Source organism: Ruegeria sp. HKCCD7296, from assembly GCF_013110775.1.
Classification (GTDB): Bacteria; Pseudomonadota; Alphaproteobacteria; order Rhodobacterales; family Rhodobacteraceae; genus Ruegeria.
Genome location: NZ_WVRF01000002.1, coordinates 414,311 through 437,378, shown reverse-complemented (window position 1 = coordinate 437,378; position 23,068 = coordinate 414,311). Strand labels below are relative to the sequence as shown.

22 protein-coding genes and 1 riboswitch are annotated in these 23,068 nt (G+C 56.8%); of the genes, 11 read left to right on the top strand and 11 right to left on the bottom strand.

All coding sequences use genetic code 11. The features are described from left to right. Positions 1–46 precede the first annotated feature (46 nt). Positions 47–1,561: a Do family serine endopeptidase gene (locus GS632_RS04795; RefSeq protein WP_171237368.1), complete on the top strand. Its 1,515-nt coding sequence runs from the start codon at positions 47–49 to the stop codon at positions 1,559–1,561. A gap of 225 nt (positions 1,562–1,786) precedes the next feature. Here the strand turns inward: GS632_RS04795 and GS632_RS04790 are convergent, their stop codons facing one another. The 5 genes from GS632_RS04790 to GS632_RS04770 form a co-directional block, all read right to left on the bottom strand. Beyond that, positions 1,787–2,455 (bottom strand): Crp/Fnr family transcriptional regulator, encoded by a 669-nt coding sequence (locus tag GS632_RS04790; RefSeq protein WP_171176201.1) that lies wholly within the window; start codon positions 2,453–2,455, stop codon positions 1,787–1,789. Between the two features lie 115 nt (positions 2,456–2,570). Next, positions 2,571–3,176: an inner membrane-spanning protein YciB gene (locus GS632_RS04785; protein ID WP_171721348.1), complete on the bottom strand. Its 606-nt coding sequence runs from the start codon at positions 3,174–3,176 to the stop codon at positions 2,571–2,573. 16 nt (positions 3,177–3,192) lie between these two features. Then, a complete protein-coding gene (locus GS632_RS04780) occupies positions 3,193–4,095 on the bottom strand; it encodes an EamA family transporter (RefSeq protein ID WP_171234021.1) in 903 nt (300 codons plus the stop codon). An 87-nt stretch (positions 4,096–4,182) separates the two neighbouring features. After that, positions 4,183–5,325: a signal recognition particle-docking protein FtsY gene (gene ftsY / locus GS632_RS04775; protein WP_171174758.1), complete on the bottom strand. Its 1,143-nt coding sequence runs from the start codon at positions 5,323–5,325 to the stop codon at positions 4,183–4,185. 58 nt (positions 5,326–5,383) lie between these two features. Next, the gene (locus GS632_RS04770) at positions 5,384–6,022 is read right to left on the bottom strand and encodes a lysoplasmalogenase (RefSeq protein ID WP_171234022.1); all 639 of its coding nucleotides are present in this window, start codon (positions 6,020–6,022) and stop codon (positions 5,384–5,386) included. Positions 6,023–6,162: 140 nt separating this feature from the next. Between GS632_RS04770 and GS632_RS04765 the strand changes: the two genes are divergently transcribed. Further along, on the top strand, positions 6,163–6,558 hold the full coding sequence (locus GS632_RS04765) for a hypothetical protein (protein WP_171721417.1): 396 nt from the start codon (positions 6,163–6,165) through the stop codon (positions 6,556–6,558). Here GS632_RS04765 and GS632_RS04760 read toward each other — a convergent pair. Together GS632_RS04760 and xseA are read right to left on the bottom strand one after the other, a co-directional pair. Beyond that, positions 6,496–7,200 (bottom strand): glutathione S-transferase family protein, encoded by a 705-nt coding sequence (locus GS632_RS04760; protein WP_171721349.1) that lies wholly within the window; start codon positions 7,198–7,200, stop codon positions 6,496–6,498. The two genes, GS632_RS04765 and GS632_RS04760, sit on opposite strands and share 63 nt — an antisense overlap. A 3-nt stretch (positions 7,201–7,203) precedes the next feature. Then, positions 7,204–8,688, bottom strand: a complete 1,485-nt coding sequence (gene xseA, locus GS632_RS04755; protein ID WP_171721350.1) for an exodeoxyribonuclease VII large subunit — start codon at positions 8,686–8,688, stop codon at positions 7,204–7,206. Between the two features lie 75 nt (positions 8,689–8,763). On the opposite strand from xseA, the gene purD reads away from it, so the two are divergent. Continuing rightward, a complete protein-coding gene (gene purD / locus GS632_RS04750) occupies positions 8,764–10,032 on the top strand; it encodes a phosphoribosylamine--glycine ligase (protein ID WP_171237372.1) in 1,269 nt (422 codons plus the stop codon). A gap of 73 nt (positions 10,033–10,105) precedes the next feature. On the opposite strand, the gene GS632_RS04745 is transcribed toward purD, so the two are convergent. Both GS632_RS04745 and GS632_RS04740 read right to left on the bottom strand, forming a co-directional pair. Continuing rightward, positions 10,106–10,867 carry a VCBS repeat-containing protein gene (locus tag GS632_RS04745; RefSeq protein WP_245223144.1) on the bottom strand — a complete coding sequence of 254 codons (762 nt, stop codon included), beginning with the start codon at positions 10,865–10,867 and terminating at the stop codon, positions 10,106–10,108. Continuing rightward, entirely contained in the window at positions 10,867–11,190 is a 324-nt protein-coding gene (locus GS632_RS04740) for a 2Fe-2S iron-sulfur cluster-binding protein (protein WP_171174748.1), read from the bottom strand. Before GS632_RS04740 ends, GS632_RS04745 begins: the two co-directional genes overlap by 1 nt. Positions 11,191–11,317: 127 nt before the next feature. On the opposite strand from GS632_RS04740, the gene GS632_RS04735 reads away from it, so the two are divergent. The 3 genes from GS632_RS04735 (at position 11,318) to GS632_RS04725 (ending at position 13,547) form a co-directional block, all read left to right on the top strand. Beyond that, a complete protein-coding gene (locus tag GS632_RS04735; RefSeq protein WP_171174746.1) occupies positions 11,318–11,692 on the top strand; it encodes an OB-fold nucleic acid binding domain-containing protein in 375 nt (124 codons plus the stop codon). Between the two features lie 84 nt (positions 11,693–11,776). Then, positions 11,777–12,805, top strand: coding sequence for a VOC family protein (locus tag GS632_RS04730; protein ID WP_171721351.1), 1,029 nt, complete (start codon positions 11,777–11,779; stop codon positions 12,803–12,805). A 388-nt stretch (positions 12,806–13,193) separates the two neighbouring features. Further along, positions 13,194–13,547, top strand: coding sequence for a hypothetical protein (locus GS632_RS04725; RefSeq protein ID WP_171237374.1), 354 nt, complete (start codon positions 13,194–13,196; stop codon positions 13,545–13,547). A gap of 99 nt (positions 13,548–13,646) precedes the next feature. On the opposite strand, the gene GS632_RS04720 is transcribed toward GS632_RS04725, so the two are convergent. Continuing rightward, entirely contained in the window at positions 13,647–15,104 is a 1,458-nt protein-coding gene (locus GS632_RS04720; RefSeq protein WP_171237375.1) for a pyridoxal-dependent decarboxylase, read from the bottom strand. Between the two features lie 223 nt (positions 15,105–15,327). After that, positions 15,328–16,017, bottom strand: a complete 690-nt coding sequence (locus GS632_RS04715; protein WP_171174738.1) for a glutathione S-transferase N-terminal domain-containing protein — start codon at positions 16,015–16,017, stop codon at positions 15,328–15,330. 195 nt (positions 16,018–16,212) lie between these two features. Next, positions 16,213–16,290: riboswitch (SAM riboswitch) on the top strand. Between the two features lie 61 nt (positions 16,291–16,351). On the opposite strand from GS632_RS04715, the gene metZ reads away from it, so the two are divergent. From metZ to GS632_RS04690, 5 genes are all read left to right on the top strand, one after another. Beyond that, a complete protein-coding gene (gene metZ / locus GS632_RS04710; RefSeq protein WP_171237376.1) occupies positions 16,352–17,542 on the top strand; it encodes an O-succinylhomoserine sulfhydrylase in 1,191 nt (396 codons plus the stop codon). A gap of 240 nt (positions 17,543–17,782) precedes the next feature. Beyond that, positions 17,783–18,886: a GTP cyclohydrolase FolE2 gene (gene folE2, locus GS632_RS04705; RefSeq protein ID WP_171237377.1), complete on the top strand. Its 1,104-nt coding sequence runs from the start codon at positions 17,783–17,785 to the stop codon at positions 18,884–18,886. Between the two features lie 285 nt (positions 18,887–19,171). After that, positions 19,172–19,948, top strand: coding sequence for a hypothetical protein (locus tag GS632_RS04700; RefSeq protein ID WP_171721352.1), 777 nt, complete (start codon positions 19,172–19,174; stop codon positions 19,946–19,948). Positions 19,949–19,999: 51 nt separating this feature from the next. After that, complete coding sequence (locus tag GS632_RS04695; protein WP_171237379.1) at positions 20,000–21,448, top strand: TrkH family potassium uptake protein; 1,449 nt, start codon at positions 20,000–20,002, stop codon at positions 21,446–21,448. Further along, positions 21,448–23,022, top strand: coding sequence for a 5-guanidino-2-oxopentanoate decarboxylase (locus GS632_RS04690; RefSeq protein WP_171721353.1), 1,575 nt, complete (start codon positions 21,448–21,450; stop codon positions 23,020–23,022). Before GS632_RS04695 ends, GS632_RS04690 begins: the two co-directional genes overlap by 1 nt. Positions 23,023–23,068: the final 46 nt, after the last annotated feature.

Here is a 23,068-nt window from a genome sequence, read left to right as displayed (position 1 = left end):
TACATTGGTTGACAAGACAGACCGTGTACTGGCGGTTCTGGCAAGAATGTCAACAAGGAGAGCTCAAGTGCAGGCGAAAGCGCGCAGTGTATCCGTCCGGTGGGACGAAGTGAGTGTTTGGATGCGGCTGATGTGGCTGGCCTTTGCCGGTTCGCTGCTTTTGCTGGCGCAAACTGTTGCCGCACAGGCAAGGGGCGAAAGCCTTGCACCGTTGGCCGAAAAGATCAGCCCTGCGGTGGTGAATATTACCACGAGCACACTGATCGAAAACCAAACAGGGCCTCAAGGTATCGTGCCCGAAGGTTCCCCGTTCGAGGATTTCTTTCGCGAGTTTCAGGATAGAAACGGCGACGACGACAACGACGCTCCGCGCCGCAGCAATGCCCTGGGTTCGGGTTTCGTGATCTCGGAAGACGGGTTTATTGTTACCAACAACCATGTCATTGCCGAGGCCGATGAAATCCTTGTGGAATTCTTCCCGGGTGACGGTCAGCCCAGGAAAGAGCTGGTAGCCAAAGTCATCGGAACTGATGAGAAAACCGATATCGCTTTGCTCAAGGTCGAGGCGTCCGGCCCGTTGAAATATGTAACCTTCGGGGACAGCGATGTCGCGCGTGTGGGTGATTGGGTGATCGCCATGGGCAACCCGTTGGGGCAGGGCTTTTCCGTCTCGGCTGGTATCGTATCGGCCCGTAACCGGGAACTCAGCGGGTCTTATGACGACTACATTCAAACTGATGCCGCAATCAACAGAGGCAACTCGGGCGGTCCGCTTTTCAACATGGATGGTGAAGTGATAGGCGTGAACACTGCGATCCTGTCACCAAACGGTGGCTCAATCGGAATCGGTTTTTCGATGGCCTCGAACGTTGTTGTCAAAGTTGTCGATCAGTTGCGTGAGTTTGGCGAAACGCGCCGTGGGTGGTTGGGTGTGCGTATTCAGGACGTAACACCGGACATGGCCGAAGCCATGGGGCTTGAGAAGCCCGGAGGCGCCTTGATCAGCGATGTACCGGAAGGCCCGGCGAAAGAGGCGGGGCTGAAGGCCGGCGACGTGATCACCAGTTTTGATGGTGTCGAGGTCGAGGATACACGCGGTCTGGTTCGTCAGGTGGGCGAAACCGAAGTCGGAAAGGCCGTGCGCGTGATCGTGCACCGTGATGGCGGTACCCAGACTGTGCTGGTTACGTTGGGTCGTCGTGAAGACGCAGAACGTTCCGAAACCGGCGAACCGGAAGCTGAGGAGGCCCCGGTTGATGAGAATGCGGATATTCTGGGTCTTACCATCTCACCATTGACGGATACGTTGCGCGAAGATCTGGGCCTGGATGCGGATGCCGAAGGCCTGGTGATTTCTGACGTCGATCAGGCGTCCGAGGCTTATGCCAAGGGGTTGCGGGCTGGTGATCTGATCACCGAGGCAGGGCAGCAAAAAGTGGAAACCATCGGAGATCTGGAGCAGCGGATGGAAGAATCGCGCGAAGCTGGCAGAAAGTCTTTGCTGCTATTGGTGCGCAGGGGCGGGGATCCACGGTTTGTGGCGCTGAGCCTGGAGGAATAAGAGCAAGAGGCCGGGATAAAATCCCGGCCTTTTTCGTTGTTCGCCCGGTATTGTGGGCAGGAGCACCAGCAACAAAAAAATGAGCCATACGCAATAGTTGCGTATGGCTCAGATACAGGGAGAGGTCAGTGGACAGATATCGGGGATGATTCTCTGACCTCCTACGGTAACAACTTCACCCTAGGTCATGTTGGAACGTGGGTCTGTGAACAAGATCACACCGACTCAGATCAGGTCGGATTCGGCTAACTCACGTAATGCTGCAAAGTCCTGAATCAGCAATCCGCCGCGGGACGCTTCCACGACATTGTCACGTTTCCATCCAGAGATTGTTTTGGACACCGCTTCTCGCGTCGCCCCGACAAACTCGGCCAGTTCGCTTTGCGACAGAGTAATGCGTTCGGACGGGTTGTCCTGCAAACCAGACAGTTGCAGCAGCCTTCGCGCCAGTCGAATGGGCATGGGCAAAAAGACCTGCTCGTTCAACTGAGACCCCATGTACCGCATCCGCAATCCGGCCAGCCGGATTAAATCCTCTGCGAGATCAGGATGTCGCCGGATCTGTTTCAAGACGTCATTGCGGCGCACACGCAGAACGCGCGAGGCTTCGGCCGCAGCAATGGTTGCTGTGCGCGGGCCATTGTCGAACAGGGCGATCTCGCCAAAAACTTCACCGGGGCGCATAAGAGTCAGGGTCAGCTTGCGCCCGCTCATGGCCAGAAAAGACACTTCAAGCGTGCCGTCCAATATTGCGTAGAGCGCGTCGCCCTCGTCGCCTTGTTCAAAAAGTGTGTCGCCTTGGGCCAGGGAAATTTCGGTCGCTTGAGCCGAAAGCATTTCTCTGAGCCCGTCGGAGGCTTCGGAAAGGAAGCCGCTGTTGGGGAAAGCCGTCATGTATGCACCGATCTTGGGCGAGGTGAGTGAGTGGGTAGTCACTCAATTTCACATAGCTCGGCTCATTATCCAAGAATTTTGTTTGTTTTGGCGGACCTGGCTGATGTGACGGGAGCTATTTCTGTTCCGGGTCCTCCATATAGTGCTGCAACATGCTGAATTGCAGCATCAGAAAAGCCATTAGGGCAATGGGAAAGCCAAAGGTCTCGATCTTGACCCACATGTCGGTAGACATCGTGCGCCAGACAAGTTCGTTTGCGGCGGCCAAAACAGCAAAACAGCCACACAGTCGGCGGGTCAGAATCATCCAGCCTTCCTGCTTCATTGGAAGCAGTTCTTCCAAAACATAGGCGAGATAAGATTTCTTTTGCAACAGGCCGACGCCCAGGATCAGGGCAAACAGGCCGTAGACCAGCGTGGTCTTCATCTTGAAGAACCGCTCGTCATTGAACCAAGCGGTGAGGCCACCGAAGAAAAGCACCATGAATGCGGTGAATATTTGCATCCGGCTGAGTTTGCCGGTCAGGTACCACAGGATTGCCATGGCGCCCAGCATCAGGGGGACAAAGATGATCGCTGCAACGATAAAGCCGGAATACTCGACGCCACCAATCAGAAAACTATCATCGCGCAGGCGCAGGTAGATGAAGAAGAAGGCCAATGGGGGGCCAAGCTCGAGCACCTGTTTGAGAAACGGGTTGATGTCTTTTTTGCCTGTCATCTGTATATCCTGCTGTTTACCCGCCCATTTCAACTATTACGGCACCAAGTGCAATCAATGCCATCAGGGCAATACGCCGGGGGCCGACGGTCTCCTTTAACACAAGCCAGCCGATCAATGCCGCAAAGACGGTTGAGGTCTCGCGGAGAACCGCGGCCTCGCCCACTTTATCCAACCGGGTGGCCAACATGATTGCTCCGAAAGACAACGGAGCGATCAGGCCTCCGGCCAGCCCGCGCAACATCAGGGGGCCGACAGCTGGGCGGTCAATCATGGCGCGCCATCTGAGAAAGGCATAGATGGGCATGGCTGCGCCATCAATCATGAAAAACCAGGCCAGAAAGGTGAACGGGTCGGCGGTGGCGCGAATGCCGTAGGCGTCATACGTGGTGTAAAGCGCCACAAAGAGGCCGGTGATGATCGCCAAGACCAGCGCGATACCCAGCGTGTCGCGGTTGGTTTCCAGAAATCGGAAGTTGTATGCGGCCAACCCGAATATGCCGGCAAGCAGGGTTGCCACGCCCAGCCACTGCACTGTCGTGAACGTCTCGCCGAACAACAGATATGCGCCGATGACGGTGAACAATGGCCCGGTTCCGCGCACGACCGGATAGACAACCGTGTAGGAGCCTTTGGTATACGCCATGGCCTGAAGTGTCTTGTAGGCGATATGAATCAGCCAGACGAGCGCGAAGATCGGCCACATATGCGGTTCGGGCCAAGGCACCACAAAGAAGGCAAAAGGCGCGGCCATTAGGCAGTAACTGGCATCAATGGCCCCACGAGAAAGCCACGGATCATGACGCCCCTTTTGCAGGGCTCCAAACACGGCATGAAGGAAAGCCGCCATCAGGGCTAGTCCAAGCGCAAGCTGGTGGCCTGCTTCGGTCCCTTCCAGTGAGATCAGCCAGTTACTCAAAGATGCCAACCTTTTGCTGGGCGGTGAGGCTGGGGGTTTTCCACCTCCAGACCCCCGAAGGTATTTTTAGCCAGATGAAGGGGCGGATCAGCCTTTGTCGAGACCGGTCAGGGCGGCGGCGAATTCTTCGGGGTCGAAGGGGGCGAGATCGTCGATCTGTTCGCCCACACCAATGGCGTGGATGGGCAGGCCGAATTTGTCCGCCAAAGCGACGAGTACGCCGCCTTTGGCGGTGCCATCCAATTTGGTCATGACCAATCCCGAAACGTCAGCCAGCTTGCGGAAAGTCTCCACCTGGCTCAGGGCGTTCTGTCCTGTTGTGGCGTCGAGGACCAGCAGGGTGTTGTGCGGCGCTGTGTCATCGACCTTGCGGATGACGCGGACAATCTTGGCCAGCTCTTCCATCAGGTCAGCACGGTTTTGCAAACGGCCTGCTGTGTCGATCATCAGCAGATCGGCACCTTCGGCCTGTGCGCGGGTCAGGGCATCGAACGCCAGACTGGCGGGGTCCGAGCCTTCTGGCGCGGTCAGCACAGGAACCCCGGCCCGATCGCCCCAGACTTGCAGTTGTTCAACGGCCGCGGCGCGGAAGGTGTCACCGGCGGCGATGACAACTTTCTTGCCCGCTTCTTTGAACTGGCTGGCCAGTTTGCCGATGGTCGTGGTCTTGCCCGAGCCGTTGACGCCGACCACCAGCACCACTTGCGGGCGTTTGGGATAGATCGGCAGGGGCTTGGCTACCGGCTCCATCACGCGGGCCACCTCTTGTGCCAGCAATTGCTTGATTTCACGTGTTGAAAGTTTGCGGCCAAAGCGGCCCTCGGCCATGTTCGAGGTGACGCGCAAGGCCGTGTCGACACCCATGTCAGAGGCGATCAGCAGCTCTTCGAGTTGCTCCAGCATGTCGTCATCGAGTGTGCGGCGTATTTCCGTTGTGGTGCCACCGCGATTGAACAGGCGGTTCAGGATGCCTTTGGATTCCGGTATCTCGGGTGGAGGCGCGACCGGCGTGGGATCGGCAGGGATTGGGGCGGGCGGCTCAACAGGTTGTGGCACCGGCGCGGGTTCCGGAACCTCGGGGACCGGTTGCGGTTCGGGCTTTGGTTCGGGGATCACCGGGTCAGGCGCGGTCGTTTCCTCGCCGCCATCTTCGACGATGGCTTCCAGCCCCTCTTCCAGGCGAGAGGAGGATTTGAACAGCTTATCCTTTAGCTTTGAGAAAAACGCCATGTAGTGTCTCCGCAGGTGTTCCCTTCACCTAATGCGGATTTGCGGCAGTTGCAAAGGGTCACGCGAATGCAAGGACAAAACCAAGCTGTGCGCCCCAATAAAGGGGCCAGACCAAATAGGGCGTTGCCTTGAGGGCCGGATGGCTTGGTGGCAGCAGGAACTTTTCAGTCGCAAGGACCAGATCGGACGCGATGAAGGCGATGGCGGCGGGAAAAGCCCACCGCAAAGCGCCGGTGTCCGGCAGTGCCAGAACAGTGATACCCATCCCAAGGATGATGGGGATATAGGCCAGAACAGGCCCTTTCAGATCACCGGCGCGGGGTGCAAGTGTCGTGGCCATGATGATGCCCAGAATGACGAGAGACCATACCGTTGCGGGCGCGTTCCAGATTAGGCCAGCGTTACTGGTCGGGTAGGTCATGAACAGCGTGATGTAAGCCAGATGTCCGCCGGCAAAGGCGGCAATGCCCGACATAAACGTGGCATCCGTTTCGCGCGATAACAGTGCGTCGCCCGTTGCGCATAAGATGAGCGCCAAAACCAGCAACCAGGGTCCGCCATTCAAAAAGGCGATCATGGTCAAGGCAGCCACGGAAGCGGTTTTCAATACCGTGCGCAAGGCTGAGGCCGGGCGCGCTGTCAGCGGCAAATAGCCAAGGGCACAGCCGAGAGCGATCCAAAAGAGTACGTTGGTCATGGGTCCCCCGACAGTTTCCAAACGACTTCATCCGAGGTGAATATTGAAATCAAGCGCTTACGTTGAGTTAAGGGAACTGTGATGAACCCAGAGGCAAAGGGTGAATGGCACAGCTTAAGCGCTTCTGGCAGAATGTACTTATGCTTAGATACTGGATGATTCTCGCAGGCTTTGCTGCGCAATCCGTTGCGGCCCAGACCCCGTTGTCTGGACCGGAATTCGATAGCTACACGCAGGGCAAAACTCTGTTCTACGGGTTCGAGGGGCAGGTATACGGGGTTGAACGGTATCTGCCGAACCGGCGTGTGATCTGGTCATTTCTGGATGGCAATTGCAAGGAAGGTGTCTGGTATCAAAGGGATGAGCAGATCTGCTTTGTCTACGAAGACAGGCTCGACCCTCAATGCTGGGTTTTTACGCAATCTGGCGGCGGTCTGGTTGCGCAGTTTGAAGGCAAACCGGAGGCGACGGAGTTATATGAGGCCGAAGAACTTGGCGAGGAAATGGTGTGCTATGGGCCTGAGGTTGGTGTGTGATCGGGGCACGCGCAGGTCTTCATAACTGATCATCACGTGGTTCTGATAGGCAGACCTTTCCGCCAGTGTCTCATAATACCGGCGCAGGTTTGGGAGTGCTGCGCGGGGTATGTCGATATCGTAATAGCGATACAGGACGTGCCCCAGCTGAATGTCGGCCAAGGTCAGGTCGGTGCCGCACAGGAACGCGTGTTGGGACAGTTGGGCGTCTGCAAGTGTCAGCTTGTTTTCCAAAGTGGTCACAGCTTGTTCGATTGCCTGCTGGTCCTGTTCCGCCTTTGGGATTCGGGTAACCTGCCAAAACACGGGCACGGTGAATGCCATCGCGACGTTAATCTTGGCCCATTCTGCCCATTTGTCGACTTTGGATTGTTGCCCCGGATCGCGGGGCCAAAACCTTTGAGTCCCATATGAATTGGCTAGGTAGCGGAGAATTGCACCGGTTTCCCAGAGGGGCGGACGGTCGCCATCGCGTATGACAGGGATGGTTCTGTTTGGGTTCAATTGATGGAATTCATCAGTGTCCAGTCCTCCGAACCTGTGTCCCAGATCGTGGCGGCGGTAATCCAACCCCAACTCACCGATACACCACATCAGGGCCTGAACATTCGATGACGTTTTGCGGCCCCAGATGGTCAGCATGGCTTAAAACAGTGATCCCTGATCCCGGGCGTCCGGTTTGGGTTTCTTGGGCGTCGGTTTTGCGGCTGAGCCAGTGCTCAGAACGCCATCTGCGAACTCGATGTCAAGCGCCGCATGTGTGGCCGCCTGGGCTTTGGTGGTGATCACGTCACCGTCCGCACGGACGACCGCATATCCCCGTTCCAACGTGGCTTTGTAACTGAGCGTTTCCCGCAGGCGGTCGGTGGCCTCAAGTTGTTGCTGAAGGCGTTCCAGCCGCGTGGTCTGAGCGGTGTTCATTCGATCGTTAAGCCGGGCAAGGCTCTGCCGCTGCTGGTCGATCTCGCGCTGAATCGGGCGCAGAGACAGGCGTGACGACAGGTTGCGCAGTGACTCCTGACGCGTTGTTACCAAACCGCGTAGGGTCGAGGGGCGTAGGTGGGCCGACAGTTCGACGACTTGCAGACGGCGGTTTTGAACGCCATGGGTCAAGGCGGGTGTCAGGCGATCTGCAATCAAATCAAGGCGCTGGCGTGGGGTGTTCAACAGGGTTTCCGGACGCGGCAAGGCGCGGGACAGATCGTGCAGCCTTTGCGTTCGGCGTTGAACTGCATCCGTTGCCGCACGGGACAACCGCGCACCTTGCTCTCCGGTCCATGCAAGCAACTCCATGCGGACGGGCACCGCAAGCTCTGCTGCGGCAGTGGGCGTGGGCGCGCGACGATCCGAGACAAAGTCGATCAGCGTTGTATCGGTTTCATGCCCGACGGCTGAAATCAGCGGTATGTCCGAGGCAGCTGCGGCGCGGGCGACGACCTCTTCGTTAAAGCCCCAGAGGTCCTCGATAGACCCGCCGCCGCGGGCGACGATGATCAGGTCGGGCCGGGGCAAAGCTCCGCCAGGCGTCAATTGGTTGAACCCTTCAATAGCTCGGGCGACTTCTGGTGCGCAATTCGCCCCTTGGACGGCCACGGGCCAGATTAGCACCTTACGCGGGAACCGGTCCCTGAGGCGATGAAGAATGTCACGGATCACAGCACCCGAAGGCGATGTCACCACACCGATGATATTCGGCAGATAGGGCAACGGCTTCTTTCGCTCGGGCGCAAACAAACCCTCGGCTTCAAGCTGTTTCTTGCGTTTCTCCAGCAAGGCCATCAATGCGCCTTGTCCGGCGACGGATACCTCATCGACATTCAGATTGTATTTCGATTGCGCGCCAAATGCGGTCAGGCGCCCGGTGACGACAACCTCCAACCCTTCTTCCGGCACAACAGACAGGCCGGAAATCTGCCCTTTCCAAGTTGTACAGGCCAGAACGTTCCGGTCATCTTTGATGTCATAGTACAAATGCCCGGAACGCGCTTTGAATACGCGCCCGACCTCACCCCGCACTCGGATTCGCCCGAAAGAGCCTTCGAGCGTCCGTTTCACCTCTCCCGAGATCTCGGAAACGGTGTATTCGGGGGTATTTTGGCCCGGAATCGGGTCATCAAGCAGATCGGACATTTCAGCGCCTTGTTTCAAATGCCGGGCCAGCTTAGAACGCCGCGCAGGCAAGGCCAAGCAGATCGGAGAGCATTCATGAACATCCTCATTCTCGGTAGCGGCGGGCGCGAACACAGTCTCGCCTGGGCGGTGTTGCAAAACCCAAAATGCGACCGTCTGATCGTTGCTCCGGGCAATGCCGGAATCGCTCAGATCGCGGACTGTGCAGCGCTGGATACTGAAAACGGCGGGGCTGTTGTCAGCTTCGCCGAAGAAAACGCGATTGACTTTGTGATTGTCGGACCCGAGGCACCTTTGGCTGCCGGGGTGGCTGATCGCTTGCGCGAGGCCGGAGTTCTGGTTTTTGGTCCCTCCGCCGAGGCGGCGAAGCTGGAAGCGTCGAAAAGCTTTACGAAGGAAATCTGCGACGCGGCCAACGCGCCCACCGCAGCTTATGCCCGGTTCACCGAAGCCGAACCTGCCAAGGCCTATATCCGCGAACAAGGCGCGCCGATTGTGGTGAAGGCTGACGGTCTGGCCGCAGGCAAGGGCGTGATTGTTGCGATGGATGAACAAACCGCACTGGACGCTATTGACGACATGTTCGGCGGCGCTTTTGGCGGTGCTGGTGCGGAAGTTGTCATCGAAGAGTTCATGGAAGGCGAAGAAGCCTCGCTTTTTGTTCTTTGCGATGGCGAGAACATTCTCTCTGCCGGGACGGCTCAGGACCACAAGCGTGTTGGCGAAGGCGATACCGGGCTGAACACGGGTGGCATGGGCGCGTATTCTCCGGCACCGGTGCTGAGTGCTGAGGTCGAAGCGCGCGCAATGGAAGAGATTGTGCGCCCGACCATGGCAGAAATGAAGCGTCGCGGCACGCCGTTTCAGGGAGTCCTTTACGCTGGGTTGATGATCAAGGACGGACAACCACGCCTGGTGGAATACAATGTGCGTTTTGGCGATCCCGAGTGTCAGGTGCTGATGATGCGCCTTGGTGCGCAGGCGATGGATTTGATGCATGCCGCAGCCGAAGGGCGGCTGGGCGATATGCGGGTGAACTGGGCAGATGATCACGCGATGACGGTTGTGATGGCGGCCAAAGGCTATCCGGGGTCTTATGAAAAGGGTTCGGTCATCATGGGGCTGGATGCTTTGCCCGAAGACAGCAGCAACATGGTGTTCCATGCCGGTACCAAGGCTGTTGAGGGTCAGGTGCAGGCCGCCGGTGGGCGAGTGTTGAACGTGACTGCGCGCGGTGACACGCTGCAAGAGGCGCGGGAACGGGCGTACAAGATGGTTGATGGTGTGAATTGGCCCGAAGGGTTTTACCGACGCGATATAGGGTGGCGTGCATTGGATAAGTGATCGGGCAGGGGGCTTTGCCCCCTCGGCCTGCGGCCTCACCCCCAAGGTATTTTTAGCCAGATGAAGAGGCGGATCAGCAGTTCAAGGCCTGTGCGAGGCTGTTGGGGCCTTTGAAAGGGCCGAGATCGATTTTGGTCCAGTCATTGTCATAGGAAACGCTCATGATCCGTGACCAGTCGGCGCTGGCCACGATCAGTTCTGGGCGTTCGCCGCAGGTGCGCAGGCCGCCCGAGATGAAATCCTCACCGATCTTGTGGTTGGTCAGACCGGGTATCGAAGCGATCTGGGTCAGGGCGTTGTCTTTGTAGCGCCAGATGCGCAGTGTTTTGGCAAGGTGCGGACGGTCGATATAGGCGATTTCGATATTGCCGTCTCCGTCCAAATCGGCTGCTCCGATTGGGGCGAGCCAGCGGAAGCGGGTGCCGATATGAGGTGTGGAGGCGATTTTTGCGCCGCTTGCGTTGTAAATGGCCAGCTGCGCGCCTTGTTGATCCTGAGATTCAACGACAATCGCTTCGAAAGTTCCGTCTGCATCAATATCGATAAGTCGTGGTGTGAGATCTTCGAAGACGCGATCTTGCGGCAGGCGAACGATTACGGTTTTTGGGTTTGAGCCGGTGTTTTGAACACGAAGTTCCAATGCACCATATTCAACAGTGTCGCCCAAGACCCCGTGCGCGTAGCGTGTGGTCGGTTCTGTGAATTTGGCCGCTTTGATTTGATCGGCAGCTGTCGCGGTGCCTAAGGTCGATCCCCAAAGGCACAGAGATGTCAGTGCGCCGCGTGTCCGACGCCACCAAAGGCGACGGGAGGGACGCGGCGCTTTGGAATGCATCAGATCTGTTTTTCCGGCATTTGCACGATCAGACCGTCCAGCGCGTCGGTGACCTTGATCTGGCAGGTCAGGCGCGAGCGGGCCGGGTCGGGCTCGTAGGCAAAGTCCAGCATGTCTTCTTCCATGTCATCCTTGCCCGGTATTTTTTCGACCCAGTCGGGGTGGACATAGACGTGGCAGGTCGAGCAGGCGCAGGCGCCGCCGCAATCGGCCTCGATGCCGGGAATGTTGTTGTCACGGGCCCCTTCCATGACGGTCAGTCCGTTGGCGACCTCGACAGTGTGTTCGGTACCGCCGTGCTCGACATAGGTGATCTTTGCCATTGCGTGCGTCTTCCTTTTGCGATGTTCGAATTCTTCCTTAGTCAAGGCATTTAGGTCTTTCCAGCCTCATTTGCGACTCCTGAGGCCGTGTCTGGACTTTCTTGGTGTTTGTTCTATTTTTGTTCTCATGCTTGTTGCCCCTGTTCATTCTGTGGTTTCCAGTCGGAACTGGCCACGCCCGCCATCTTGTTTGCCGTCAAATCAGTTGACAGCACCGCCCGAGGGCGCGCGCGTGGCCGTGGCCGGGCTGGTGATCCTGCGGCAGAGGCCGGGGACGGCAAAGGGGGTGATCTTTCTGACGCTTGAGGATGAGACCGGGATCGTGAATGTGGTGGTGTGGCGCAAAATCTACGAACAATTTCGCCGCGCGGTGATTTCAGGTCGCTTGCTTAAGGTGACGGGCCGGATGCAGCGGGCGCATTCGGTGACTCATGTAATCGCGGAAGAGATCGAAGATATCTCGGGCATGTTGGATATGCTGGTGCAGGGGGAAGGGCATTAAAGCAATCTGTGTATAGTACGGCCTCTGGACAGGGCGCTTTGCCGGTCATAGCTCGGATAGGATCGAAGCAGGAAAGAGGGCGCGATGGCAAACGGACATTTTCTGTGGACGTACCTGTCCACCTACGACATACGCGCTGCCAGAGCGGACTATGCCAGAATATTCAATTGGGCATTTGGTGAAGAAGACACTTATGACTTTGCCACTATCGGCGGGCAGGAGGTGGCGGCCGTTTTCCGAATGCCGGATCGTTTGGCGAAAATGAACATGCCGTCTTTTTGGATGTCCTATGTGCACGTCGATGATTTGGACGAAAAGGTCGAACAAGCCCGGACACATCAGGGTGCCATCATCGAAGTGGAGCCTCAAACCTTTGGCGACGCCGCGCGTATCGCGCTGGTTCGGGATCCATCCGGTGCCGGGTTCACGATGTATGAGGGTCCAGACATACAGGCCGGAGCACCGGGTGCTGGTAAGGTCATAAGCCGTTTTCACCACGTTCCTGATATCAAACTGATCGCGCCGTTTTATGCGGACCTGTTTGGGTGGCGCTTTGAGAAAAGCTCGGCAAGCCCATGGCCGCGCTATGATATACGCCATCCTGAAGGAACCTTGGTTGCTGAGGCCGAAGAGGTGCCCGAGGCCATCCGCGGAAAATTTCGCTACTGGATGCCCTGTTTTGGCGTCAAGTCGGTGGACGATTCCATTCGGCAGATCAAAGTCCGGGATGGGCATCACCATAATGACTTGCCAGAAGGTCGTGCATTGGTTTCAGATCGGCAAGGGGCTCATTTCATGATCCAGAATGTAGGTCAGGATACTATTGCGGTCAGTGAAAGCCCACGTGCGGCGGCCCGAAGCACAACTGATGGTTTGGCTTGGAAGTCCCTGCTTGCGTTGGTTTGTGTCTGGCTTGCTGTGATTATGGATTTGCAGGTGTTTTGGGGCGTGCTGTTTCTGATCTGGACTTGGCTGGCGCTGAAATCAGGGCGTGCTGATTTTGTCGAGCCAATTGACCGTTCGAATCGACCGTTTATGTTTTGGCTGATCACGGGAACATGGATGGTTCTGAGTACCTGGGTGATACTCGCCTCGGTTTTCGGCGGCGGATGATCATGTTCACGCGGCGTGTACGCTAAAGGTAAATTTGATCTGGTTTCAGCAGGTTGGCACCTAAGCACAAAACTGCGCTTGGGTTTGCCCAAACGTGGTGTCTAATTCCAAAGCGCATAAGAGGCGTCTTTCCGCCAATCTGGTGCGTGTTGGTCGACTCTGTGTCACAGGGCAGGTAATTGCGTGTGTTGTTACGCCTCAGCCTGTGTCCGAGATCAGGTTTGATCGTGCAGCACTCAACGTCTTGTCTGAGCCACTCGAGATGCCCAACGTAAAACAACATGGATCGTTCGAAAAAGCCGTCGTTCTGAATGACAACCTGATTTCTGACCGTATTGCCGAACTCTCAGAGCTTGTGCGGTCCAAGGGGTGCATTCACGCCGCCAGAATGATCGAAGAAGCTCGGAACGTCTATGCGTTCGAGAAAAAGCACCTTGAAGCCGCTGAGGCATACCGATCAAAATTTTGGGACCTGCAATCGCTGTCGTTGGAAGAACCGGAAAAACAGCAGCACAAGATTCCGAATTTTCGATCAAGGCGTTCTGGAGTACCGAACGATTTCTTGTCCGATTTTGCAAAACGACCCGTCGACCAGGTCCAGGAAAAAGCAGTAGGGCGGCCAGCCCTGGTCCTGACATCCCGGATGCGCGTGGACGGAAGAAATTTCACAGCACTGCGCAGTGGGAATCGTGGCAGCAAGCCATTGGGATTCCTTGTAGAACCTGAGTTCAAGTTTCGCTGACTGACCGTAGTGCGGGCAAAGCTATCAGGGCAGGTGATCGCGCTCTGAACCCAAGAGGCACAAATATGCGCTAGGATCGCCCCAAGGCATGCAGTGACCCTAGGGGTTGTTTTTGCGCAGAACCTCCTCACCAACTCGAACTACGTCAAGCAAAAAGCCATCAATATCATCGCGTCTCGTTCGATGGTTGTTGAAGGCACAGCGAAGCCCGTGCCTGCCTTGGACAGTTGTGTCAGAGGCTACGGCAAGGCCGCGTTCCTGAAGCCGGAGCATAATCTCTGTGTTGAGAGCCTTCGCTGCACTCTCATCCGCCGCCACATATCTGAAGCACACGATGTTGAGGTCTACCGGAGCAACAAGTTCCAGCGTTGGATGAGCTTCTATCTGGTGTGCCATATAGCGTGCATGGGCGATGTCTTGTGAAATGAGGCGGCCAAACTTTGCGGTACCATGTTCCCGCAGCGCCATCCAAATCTTTAGAGCTCGGAAACCACGGCTAAGCTCTAGCCCGTAATCGGCAAGGAATTTTCCTGCGATCATCCCGCGTTCCTGCAATTGAAGATAGGCACCATGCATTTCGAAGGTCGCGAAATGAGCCTCGGCATCTTTGATCAAAACGGCTCCAGCCTCGAAAGGTGCGTGCAGCCATTTGTGAGGGTCGATTGCAACCGAGCCGGCCCGCTCCATCCCTTTCACAAGATGCGCGTGGTCGGGTGCAAGACGTAATACGCCGCCGATGCATCCATCCACGTGAAACCAAAGCCGCTCTCGATCACAAAGATCCGCAAGTGCGGTCAGGTCATCTATGGCTCCGGTGTTCGTGGTGCCCGCCGTCCCGATCACGCAAGCTGGCTGCAACCCCTTCGCACGGTCTTCAGAGATTGCGGCCTCGAGCGCGTCGAGTTGAATCCTCTGGCGGTCGTCGCTTTGTATCTCGACCAGCGCTTTTGAGCCAAGGCCGAGGGTTTCCAACGCCTTTTGGTGGCAGCTATGGACCTGATCGGATGCGTAAAACCGCAGCGGCTTTTCCAAAGCAGAAACACCTTCTTCGCGCACATCAAAACCGGCGGCCAGGTTACGGATGACCGTGTGCGCGATCAGGTTTGCCATTGACCCGCCGCTGGTCAGGGTTCCACTGGCGCTTTCAGGAAAGCCAGCGATTTCCTTTAACCAATCGACAACCTGCTGTTCTACCTGTGCCGCGCCTGTGTTCCCGCCCCCTAGGTTGCTTCCTTCTACGGCGGCAAGGAAATCACCCAATGCCCCGGTGAAGTTGCTTGCTCCCATGTACCACCCCCAAAAGCGGGGGTGAATATTACCCATCGGATAAGCACGTACGAATTCCCTATAGTCGCCATAGACCTGTTCCAATGTGCATGGGTCTTCCGGCAAAGCCTGTTTCAGATGCGCGCGGACATCATCGGGCATAGGTTGCCAAACCGGGCGTTCTCGCACCTGCTCTAGGTGGTCAATTGCTTCATCTATTATGACGTGCGCTAGGGCCCGTGCGGCGTTCCAGTCATCTGGATCAAGTGTTTCTTCTTTGATGTTTCGCATTTGCCGCCACCTCCCTCGTCCGAGGAAGAGTGCGTTAGAACCACTTTCAGGGCAACAACTCCGTGGTCTTGGCATTCAGCAAAAACGGTTTGCGTCCGCTCGCCCGCCGCTTGGTGCTTGATTAGGAATATGTGCTTGGTGCAGAGCGTGATTTGCAGAAGTGGCAAATCCTCAAATCTCGGTGTAGGCCTCGTAAGGGCTCAACACTCGCCATAGATCCTTATCACCGCTTGAACAGAACACCTTGCGATTGCTTGTCCCTGTGATCGCCGCGCAGGTCTGCATACAACGCGCGACCGGCCTGAACGCCGGGACGGGCACCTACGGTTTCAAGCCAGCGGGCGAAATGGGGTGTGTCGTCGATCTTGTGCTGTTGCCCTTCCCACAGACTGGCCCAACCCCAGATCGACATATCCGCGATGGAATAGAAATCGCCTGCAACATATTCATTGTCCGCCAGCCGACGATCCAGCACACCGTACAGCCTGGCGACCTCGGCGCGATAACGGTCCTTTGCATAGGGCAGGTCCTGTGGTGGGTCCAGTTGAGGGGCGTATTTTAGAAAGTGATGCGCCTGACCGGCCATTGGTCCGACGCCGCCCATCTGCCACATGAGCCATTCTTCGACCGCGATCTGGTCCCGCTCGGTCTTGCCATAGAAGCGCTTGGTCTTGCGGGCCAGGTACATCAGGATCGCACCGCTTTCGAACACGGAAACGGGCGCACCGTCAGGGCCATCGGGATCGACGACAGCAGGCATCCGGTTGTTGGGGGCGATTTTCAGAAACTCCGGGTCGAACTGATCGCCTTTGCCGATATTGATCAGGTGAGTCTTGTAGGGCAGCTCCATCTCTTCCAGGGCGATGGACACTTTCCAGCCGTTTGGCGTGGGCCAGAAATACAGATCGATCATGGTCTCTCCTCAGGTTGAAAAGATCATGAGGGTTTCTGCGCAATCGGCAAGAGGGCTTGCGGCAGGCGAAGCGCAAAAAGCTGTGACTTCGGGCGATACCATCGCAGGGAAGGCCCGTCGGACCTTTGATTACAGATCTGTGACGACGGGCTTGTCGGGGTTGACGACTCTGCATGTGCGGCGTAAGGCCAACATCACAGACCACGTGGCGATTTGTTACCGGATTGCGGGCCACGCTAAACAACACCGCTAAAAGGTCAGGATGAAAGACCCCTTTCGCTTGGCCGCGTCTGGGGTTTTTTGTTTGCCTCTGCCAGAGGCTGAAAGGAATGAGATGAGCGAGAACTGGAACAAACGCACCCAAGCCGTCCATGGCGGCATCCGTCGTAGTCAGTACAACGAGGTGAGCGAGGCGATTTTCCTGACGCAGGGCTTCGTTTACGAAAACGCAGAACAGGCCGAGGCCCGTTTTCTGGAATGTGGCCCCGACGAGTTCATCTATGCGCGCTATGGCAACCCAACCGTGTCGATGTTCGAACAACGCATCGCGGCGCTGGAAGGGGCCGAGGACGCCTTTGCGACGGCGTCGGGCATGGCGGCTGTCAACGGTGCGTTGACCTCGATGCTGAAGGCTGGTGACCATATCGTGTCCGCCAAGGCGCTGTTTGGATCCTGTCTGTATATCGTCGAAAACATCCTGACCCGCTTTGGCGTCGACGTGACTTTTGTTGACGGTACTGACCTGGAGCAGTGGAAAGCGGCGATCCGCCCGGACACCAAGGCTGTCTTTTTTGAATCCATGTCGAACCCGACGCTGGAAGTGATCGACATCGCGTCGGTTGCGGAACTGGCTCATGCCGTTGGCGCCCTTGTCGTGGTGGATAACGTTTTTTCGACACCGGTCTTTTCGCGTGCGATCGAACAGGGTGCCGATGTCGTCGTTTATTCAGCAACCAAGCACATTGACGGTCAGGGCCGCGCGCTGGGCGGTGTGATCATCAGTACACGGGATTTCATCCGCGGCACGGTCGAGCCATACCTGAAGCATACCGGCGGTGCGCTGAGCCCGTTTAATGCTTGGGTTATGCTTAAGGGCCTGGAAACCATGGCGCTGCGCGTAAATGCACAGGCCGACAGCGCGCAAAAGATTGCTGAAGCGCTTGAAGGGCACCCGGCGCTGGAGCGTACCCTCTATCCCGGTCTGAAAACTCATGCGCAGAACGCGCTGGTGCAATCGCAGCTTGGCGGCAAGGGCGGCACAGTTCTGTCGCTGGACATCAAAGGCGGCAAAGACGCTGCCTTTGCGTTTCTGAATGCGATGACGATCCCGGTGATTTCCAACAATCTGGGCGACGCCAAATCCATCGCAACGCACCCGGCGACGACGACACACCAACGCCTGAGCGACGCGCAGAAAGTTGAGTTGGGCATTTCGTCAGGACTCATTCGTTTTTCCGTTGGTTTGGAAGACGCAGATGACCTGCTGGCTGATATTCAGCAGGCTTTGGAAGTCTCGCAGAAATAACCAGTTCCAGCGCGCACCTTTATCGTCGGGGCATTACCTGACGTCCGAGTGCCGCTTGAAAACCTCTTCGGACGGGGTGCTGTCCTGCCGATAGAACCAATAAAGGGCGCAAACCGTTGCAAATTGACGGTTTCGCGCCACTTTTTTCGATCCGGACTGCTAATGGCAACGTATCGGGATAGACTGGAAAACGAACCTCAGTCGTATATAGTCCGACGATCACTCGAGGAACTGCAGCCGATGAACGTTCACCCGCGCGACATTGATGAAACACCAGACCGTGAAAAAGCCGCCGAAGCCCTGAATGTGCTGCGGCAGTGGGCGAAAATGGCGTCTGTGTCTGAAATCAGTCAGTTGGACCCGGCCATCGCGCGTCTGGTGCCGGGGGTGGCCGCTGTAAATTATCCTTCGCTCTCACGCGAGTACCCAGAGGATTTTGCAGTAGATGCAGCTTACAGGTCGTCATTGCCGGACTTGCAGAATGGCCCGTCTAGCCTGATCCGTGGGGCGAAACAGCAAATCCAGCATGTGGGCATCTCGAATTTCCGCCTTCCGATCCGGTTTCACCGGAAACAGGGCGATGACCTGACGCTTGAGACGTCGATCACAGGTACTGTTAGTCTGGAGGCCGAGAAAAAGGGCATCAACATGTCCCGGATCATGCGGTCGTTTTACAAACATGCAGAACGTACATTCAGCTTCGAGGTGATGGAAGCGGCGCTCGACGACTACATGACCGATCTGGACAGCTTTGATGCCCGCATTCAGATGCGGTTTTCTTACCCGGATAAAGTAAAGAGCCTGCGCTCGGGTTTGGAAGGCTATCAGTATTACGACATAGCCTTGGAACTGGTCGAACAGAACGGCGTGCGTCAAAAGATCATGCATCTGGACTATGTCTATTCCTCAACTTGTCCGTGCTCTCTGGAACTGAGCGAACATGCGCGGTCGATGCGCGGACAGCTTGCAACCCCGCATTCTCAGCGCTCTGTCGCGCGAATTTCAGTGGTTGTGGATTGCGACGCGGATTGTTTGTGGTTCGAAGACCTCATCGCGCTGTGCCGCAGAGCGGTTCCTACCGAGACACAGGTCATGGTCAAACGCGAAGACGAGCAGGCGTTTGCCGAGCTGAACGCCGCTAACCCGATCTTTGTCGAAGATGCTGCGCGCCTGTTCTGCGCCGAATTGTTAGCTGATCACCACGTGGGCGATTTCCGTATCGTGGCTAGCCACCAAGAGAGCCTGCACAGCCATGACGCTGTGTCGATTCTGACCGAAGGCCCAACCTTTGAGGCGCCCAGTCTGGACCCGAGATTGTTCACAACCCTGTTTCATGTTGGGTGAGTTCCCCGCTGTAAGCGGTTAGAATTTAATCAGGGATTACGTCGATCAGCGTTCTTTCGCCGCAATGCAGCAAAAATGCTGCAAATGCGCATTTTTTCCCTGTATGTTCGAAGGGAATGCAGCAGACGCATGCCTGCCTTCGGGAAGGTGTGCGTCCCCGAAAGGACACCGAGACGTGACACGCCTTGGACTGCAAGACCCCAACCGCCGCGCGGCGTGTCTGCGTAGGCAGGGTGCCTTACACCAAAAACTCGGGCTGCATCGGTTTTACAGGAGAAACATGTAATGAATCCGATTACCCATTCACTGGAGCTTCAGGCTGCGGCATTGCGAGTTGCAGGCTATGCAATGGCCAACCAGATGAAGATCATGCAGATCATGGCTCGGTCTGCGTTCGAGTTGCCAATGGCACCCGTGCATACCATACACGCGGCTGCATCTGCCCCGGCACCGGTCACTGAGAAACCAGCTAAAAAGGCGGCGGTCAAAGCAAAACCAGCCGGAGCACGTGCGCTCAAAGCAGCGTCCAAGAAGACGACGAGCGCGAAAAAACCTGTGAAGAAGAGTGTTGTGGTGGCACCTAAACCCAAAACGGTTGAGTTTTCAGCGAAACCACGTGCTGCTGCCACAATTAAGGTTGAACCTGCCGCCAAAGCCAAGCCTGCACCTGCGCCAAAACCGGCACCTCAGCCGAAAGCAGCAGCAAAGCCGGTTGCCACCGCCACGAAGCCCGTTAAACCCGCTGCCCGAAAGGCGGCACCTGCAACGTCTTCTGTCGCCAAAACCGCTCCGGCAAAAGAAACCTCAGTCCAATCTGCAGCACCTGCGAGCAAGACACCTGCAGTTGAGCCCAAAAAGACGACCCCGCTTGAAAAAGCCGTTTCGACACAGGCGAAACCTGCATCGCGTACGCGCAAAGCCGCCGCGTCGAAACCCGCGCCTTCTGCGGCTCAAACGAAACCGGCACCAGCGGCTGAGCAACCTAAACCGCAGACGCGCAGAACTCGGGCTCCATCCAAACCTCCGGCGATGCCTGGGACAGAGACGAAATCCGACACTTAACTCGGATCATCTGCTTGACACGGTCGGGTTGGCGCGCCAACGCTGCGCGTCATGATGGATCTTCGCCCGGTCGGATATGTGATTGGCTTGCTGGTCGCCATTCTTGGGGCGACCATGCTGTTTCCTATGCTTGCCGACATGATCGAAGGGCGTGGCGAATGGCATGTGTTCTTGGAAAGCGCGATCATCACGATGCTGACCGGATCAGTTCTGGCGATGAGCTGTTCCAACGGCGTGGGCGAGGGGCTCACGATCCGGCAGACTTTTTTGCTGACGACCGGCGTCTGGGTTGCGCTGCCGGTATTTGGTGCGATCCCGTTCCTTTTTGGTGAAACCGAGCTGCGCTTTGTCGATGCCTATTTCGAGGCTATGTCGGGGCTAACAACAACAGGCTCAACGGTCATAAGCGGGCTTGATTCGCTGCCGCAGGGGCTTTTGCTGTGGCGTGGTATTCTGCAATGGCTAGGCGGCATCGGCATCATCGTGGTTGCGATGGTGTTCCTGCCGGAATTGCGGGTTGGTGGTATGCAAATCTTCCGTTCGGAAGGGTTTGAAACCATGGGAAAAATCCTTCCACGTGCGCAAGAGATCGCTGGCCAGATTTCCCTGATCTATGTGTTTCTGACCGTGGTGTGTGGGTTGGTTTATGCCGCGCTTGGGATGAGTTTTTTCGACGCCACGGTCCACTCGATGACAACGATTGCGACGGGTGGGTTTGCTAACTATGACGCCTCATTCGCGACATTTGCGGGTCCGGTGGAATATGCGGCAGCGGTGTTCATGATTTTGGCAGCGCTGCCCTTCGTGCGGTATGTACAGCTTGCCAATGGTCACACCTCTTCCTTGTGGGAAGACAGCCAGATCCGCGCCTTCTTGGCGACTGTTCTGGTGCTAGTCATTATCATGACCGTCTTTCTGACATCGGTCTTTCCGCATCATTGGGAACAGGCGTTTCGCGAATCTCTTTTCAACATCACCTCGATCATCTCGGGCACCGGATATGCCAGCGTCGATTACATGGGGTGGGGCAGTTTTCCCGTCATGTTATTTTTCTTGATTGGGCTCATCGGGGGCTGCGCCGGCTCCACGGCATGTTCAATCAAGATCTTCCGTTACCAACTGCTACTTGCATCAATCAAAACTCAGATCAAAAGGATCAGGTCCCCGCACGGGGTGTTTGTACCGCTTTATGACGGACGGCCCGTGGGGCGCGATGTCTTGACCTCGGTGATGAGTTTTTTCATGTTTTTCGTTCTGTCGATGGGAGTGTTATCCTGGGCCTTGGCCCTGACCGGGCTTGATTTCATCACTTCAGTATCCGGAGCAGCGACCGCTTTGGCCAATGTCGGCCCCGGTCTGGGCAGTCAGATCGGACCGTCAGGCAATTTCGGGGGCCTCAACGACACGGCCAAATGGCTGCTGACAATCGGAATGTTGGTCGGGCGTCTCGAACTCTTGGCCGTTTACGCGATCTTCACCGTTCAATTCTGGAGAAACTGATGCAAAGACCCCTTGGCGCGCAAATCTCGCATATGCTCAAGGATCGTGGCGTGGATTTGATTTTCGGTATTCCTGGCGTCCACAATCAGGAAATGTATCGCGGCATCGAAGAAGCTGGTATCACTCATGTTCTGGCCCGGCACGAGCAAGGCGCTGGGTTCATGGCTGATGGCTACGCGCGAGCAACCGGTAAGCCGGGTGTCGCCTATGTCATCACCGGGCCCGGTCTGTGCAACATCATTACACCAATCGGTCAGGCCTACAGCGATTCCGTTCCGATGCTGGTGCTGTCATCGTGCCTTGATGAAACGCACGCAGCGCGGGGGCAGTTGCATCAAATGAAAGATCAACGAGCAGTAGCCGGAACAGTTTCTGATTGGTCCGCACAGGCCGACTCCGCGACCGCTGCATATGGGTTGGTGGAACGCGCTTTTGAGGAATTCGAGCTGTCACGTCCACGTCCCAAACATATTCAGGTGCCAATCGCGCAGTTGGAGGCGGATGCCGAACCTGCACCGTTCCCCAACCAGCCTGCGTTGCGCACCAAGGCTTTGCCGCCAGACGTTTCGTCCGTTGTCTCGATGCTGAATCAGTCGCGCAGGCCCTTGTTCATCTTGGGTGGGGGCTGCAAGTCCAACGATTGGCGGCAGATTTTGACGCAGCTGGGGGCTGCGTGCTTTACCACCTATGCCGGGCGCGGGTTGGTCGGGGCGAACTATCCGTTGGACTTCGGATCCATGCTGCCACGTCCTGGAAGCGCCGAGGTCATTGCCTCGGCTGATCTGGTAATTGTCGTTGGGGCGGAGCTTGGAGAAGTCGATTTATGGCGGAATGAGTTGGGGCATAAAGCACCGCTGATCCGTGTGGATCTGGATCCGGAGGTTTTGTCTGATCACCACCGCGCCGCCATCAAGCTGCAAGCGGACAGCCAGAGTTTTGCCCGTGCGTTGTGGCAGGCCACCGAGGACAAGAAGCCTGCGCGCGGCTGGTCGGCCGAGGAAGTGGCCGAGGCTCGTGCACGCTGGCGCGCCGAGGTGGACGCGGAACGGCCCGGAATCGTGCCGATCGCGGATGCTTTGCGCGAAGCTATGCCGGCCGACTCGATGATCTATTCAGATATGACCCAGTTCGCCTATGTCGCGAAAGAAGTTTGGGATATGGCTTATCCTCATCATTGGCATCATCCAACGGGGTATGGCACCCTTGGTTATGGGTTGCCTGCCGGGATCGGTGGGGCCGTGGCCAGACGCGGAAAGCCAACGGCAGTTATCGCGGGGGACTATGGTTTCCATTACACGATGCAGGAACTGGGCGTTGCGGTTGAGCTGGGTTTATCTCTGCCGATCATCTTGTGGGACAATGGCAAGCTGAAAGAGATTGAAGACAGCATGGTGCGCAGTCAGATCGCACCCAATGCAGTCGTGGCCCGAAACCCGGATTTCTGCAAATTGGCTGAGGCTTTCGGAGCCTTGTCGGCGGCACCGTCGACATTGGCAGAAATGCAGAGCGCCACCCGCGCCGCCTTCGACGCACCGGTCCCGACGCTTATCCATGTGACGCCAGATATTCTGTGAAAAAGCGCCGCGCGGGTGCGCGGCGCTTGGAAACTTGCTGGTGGCT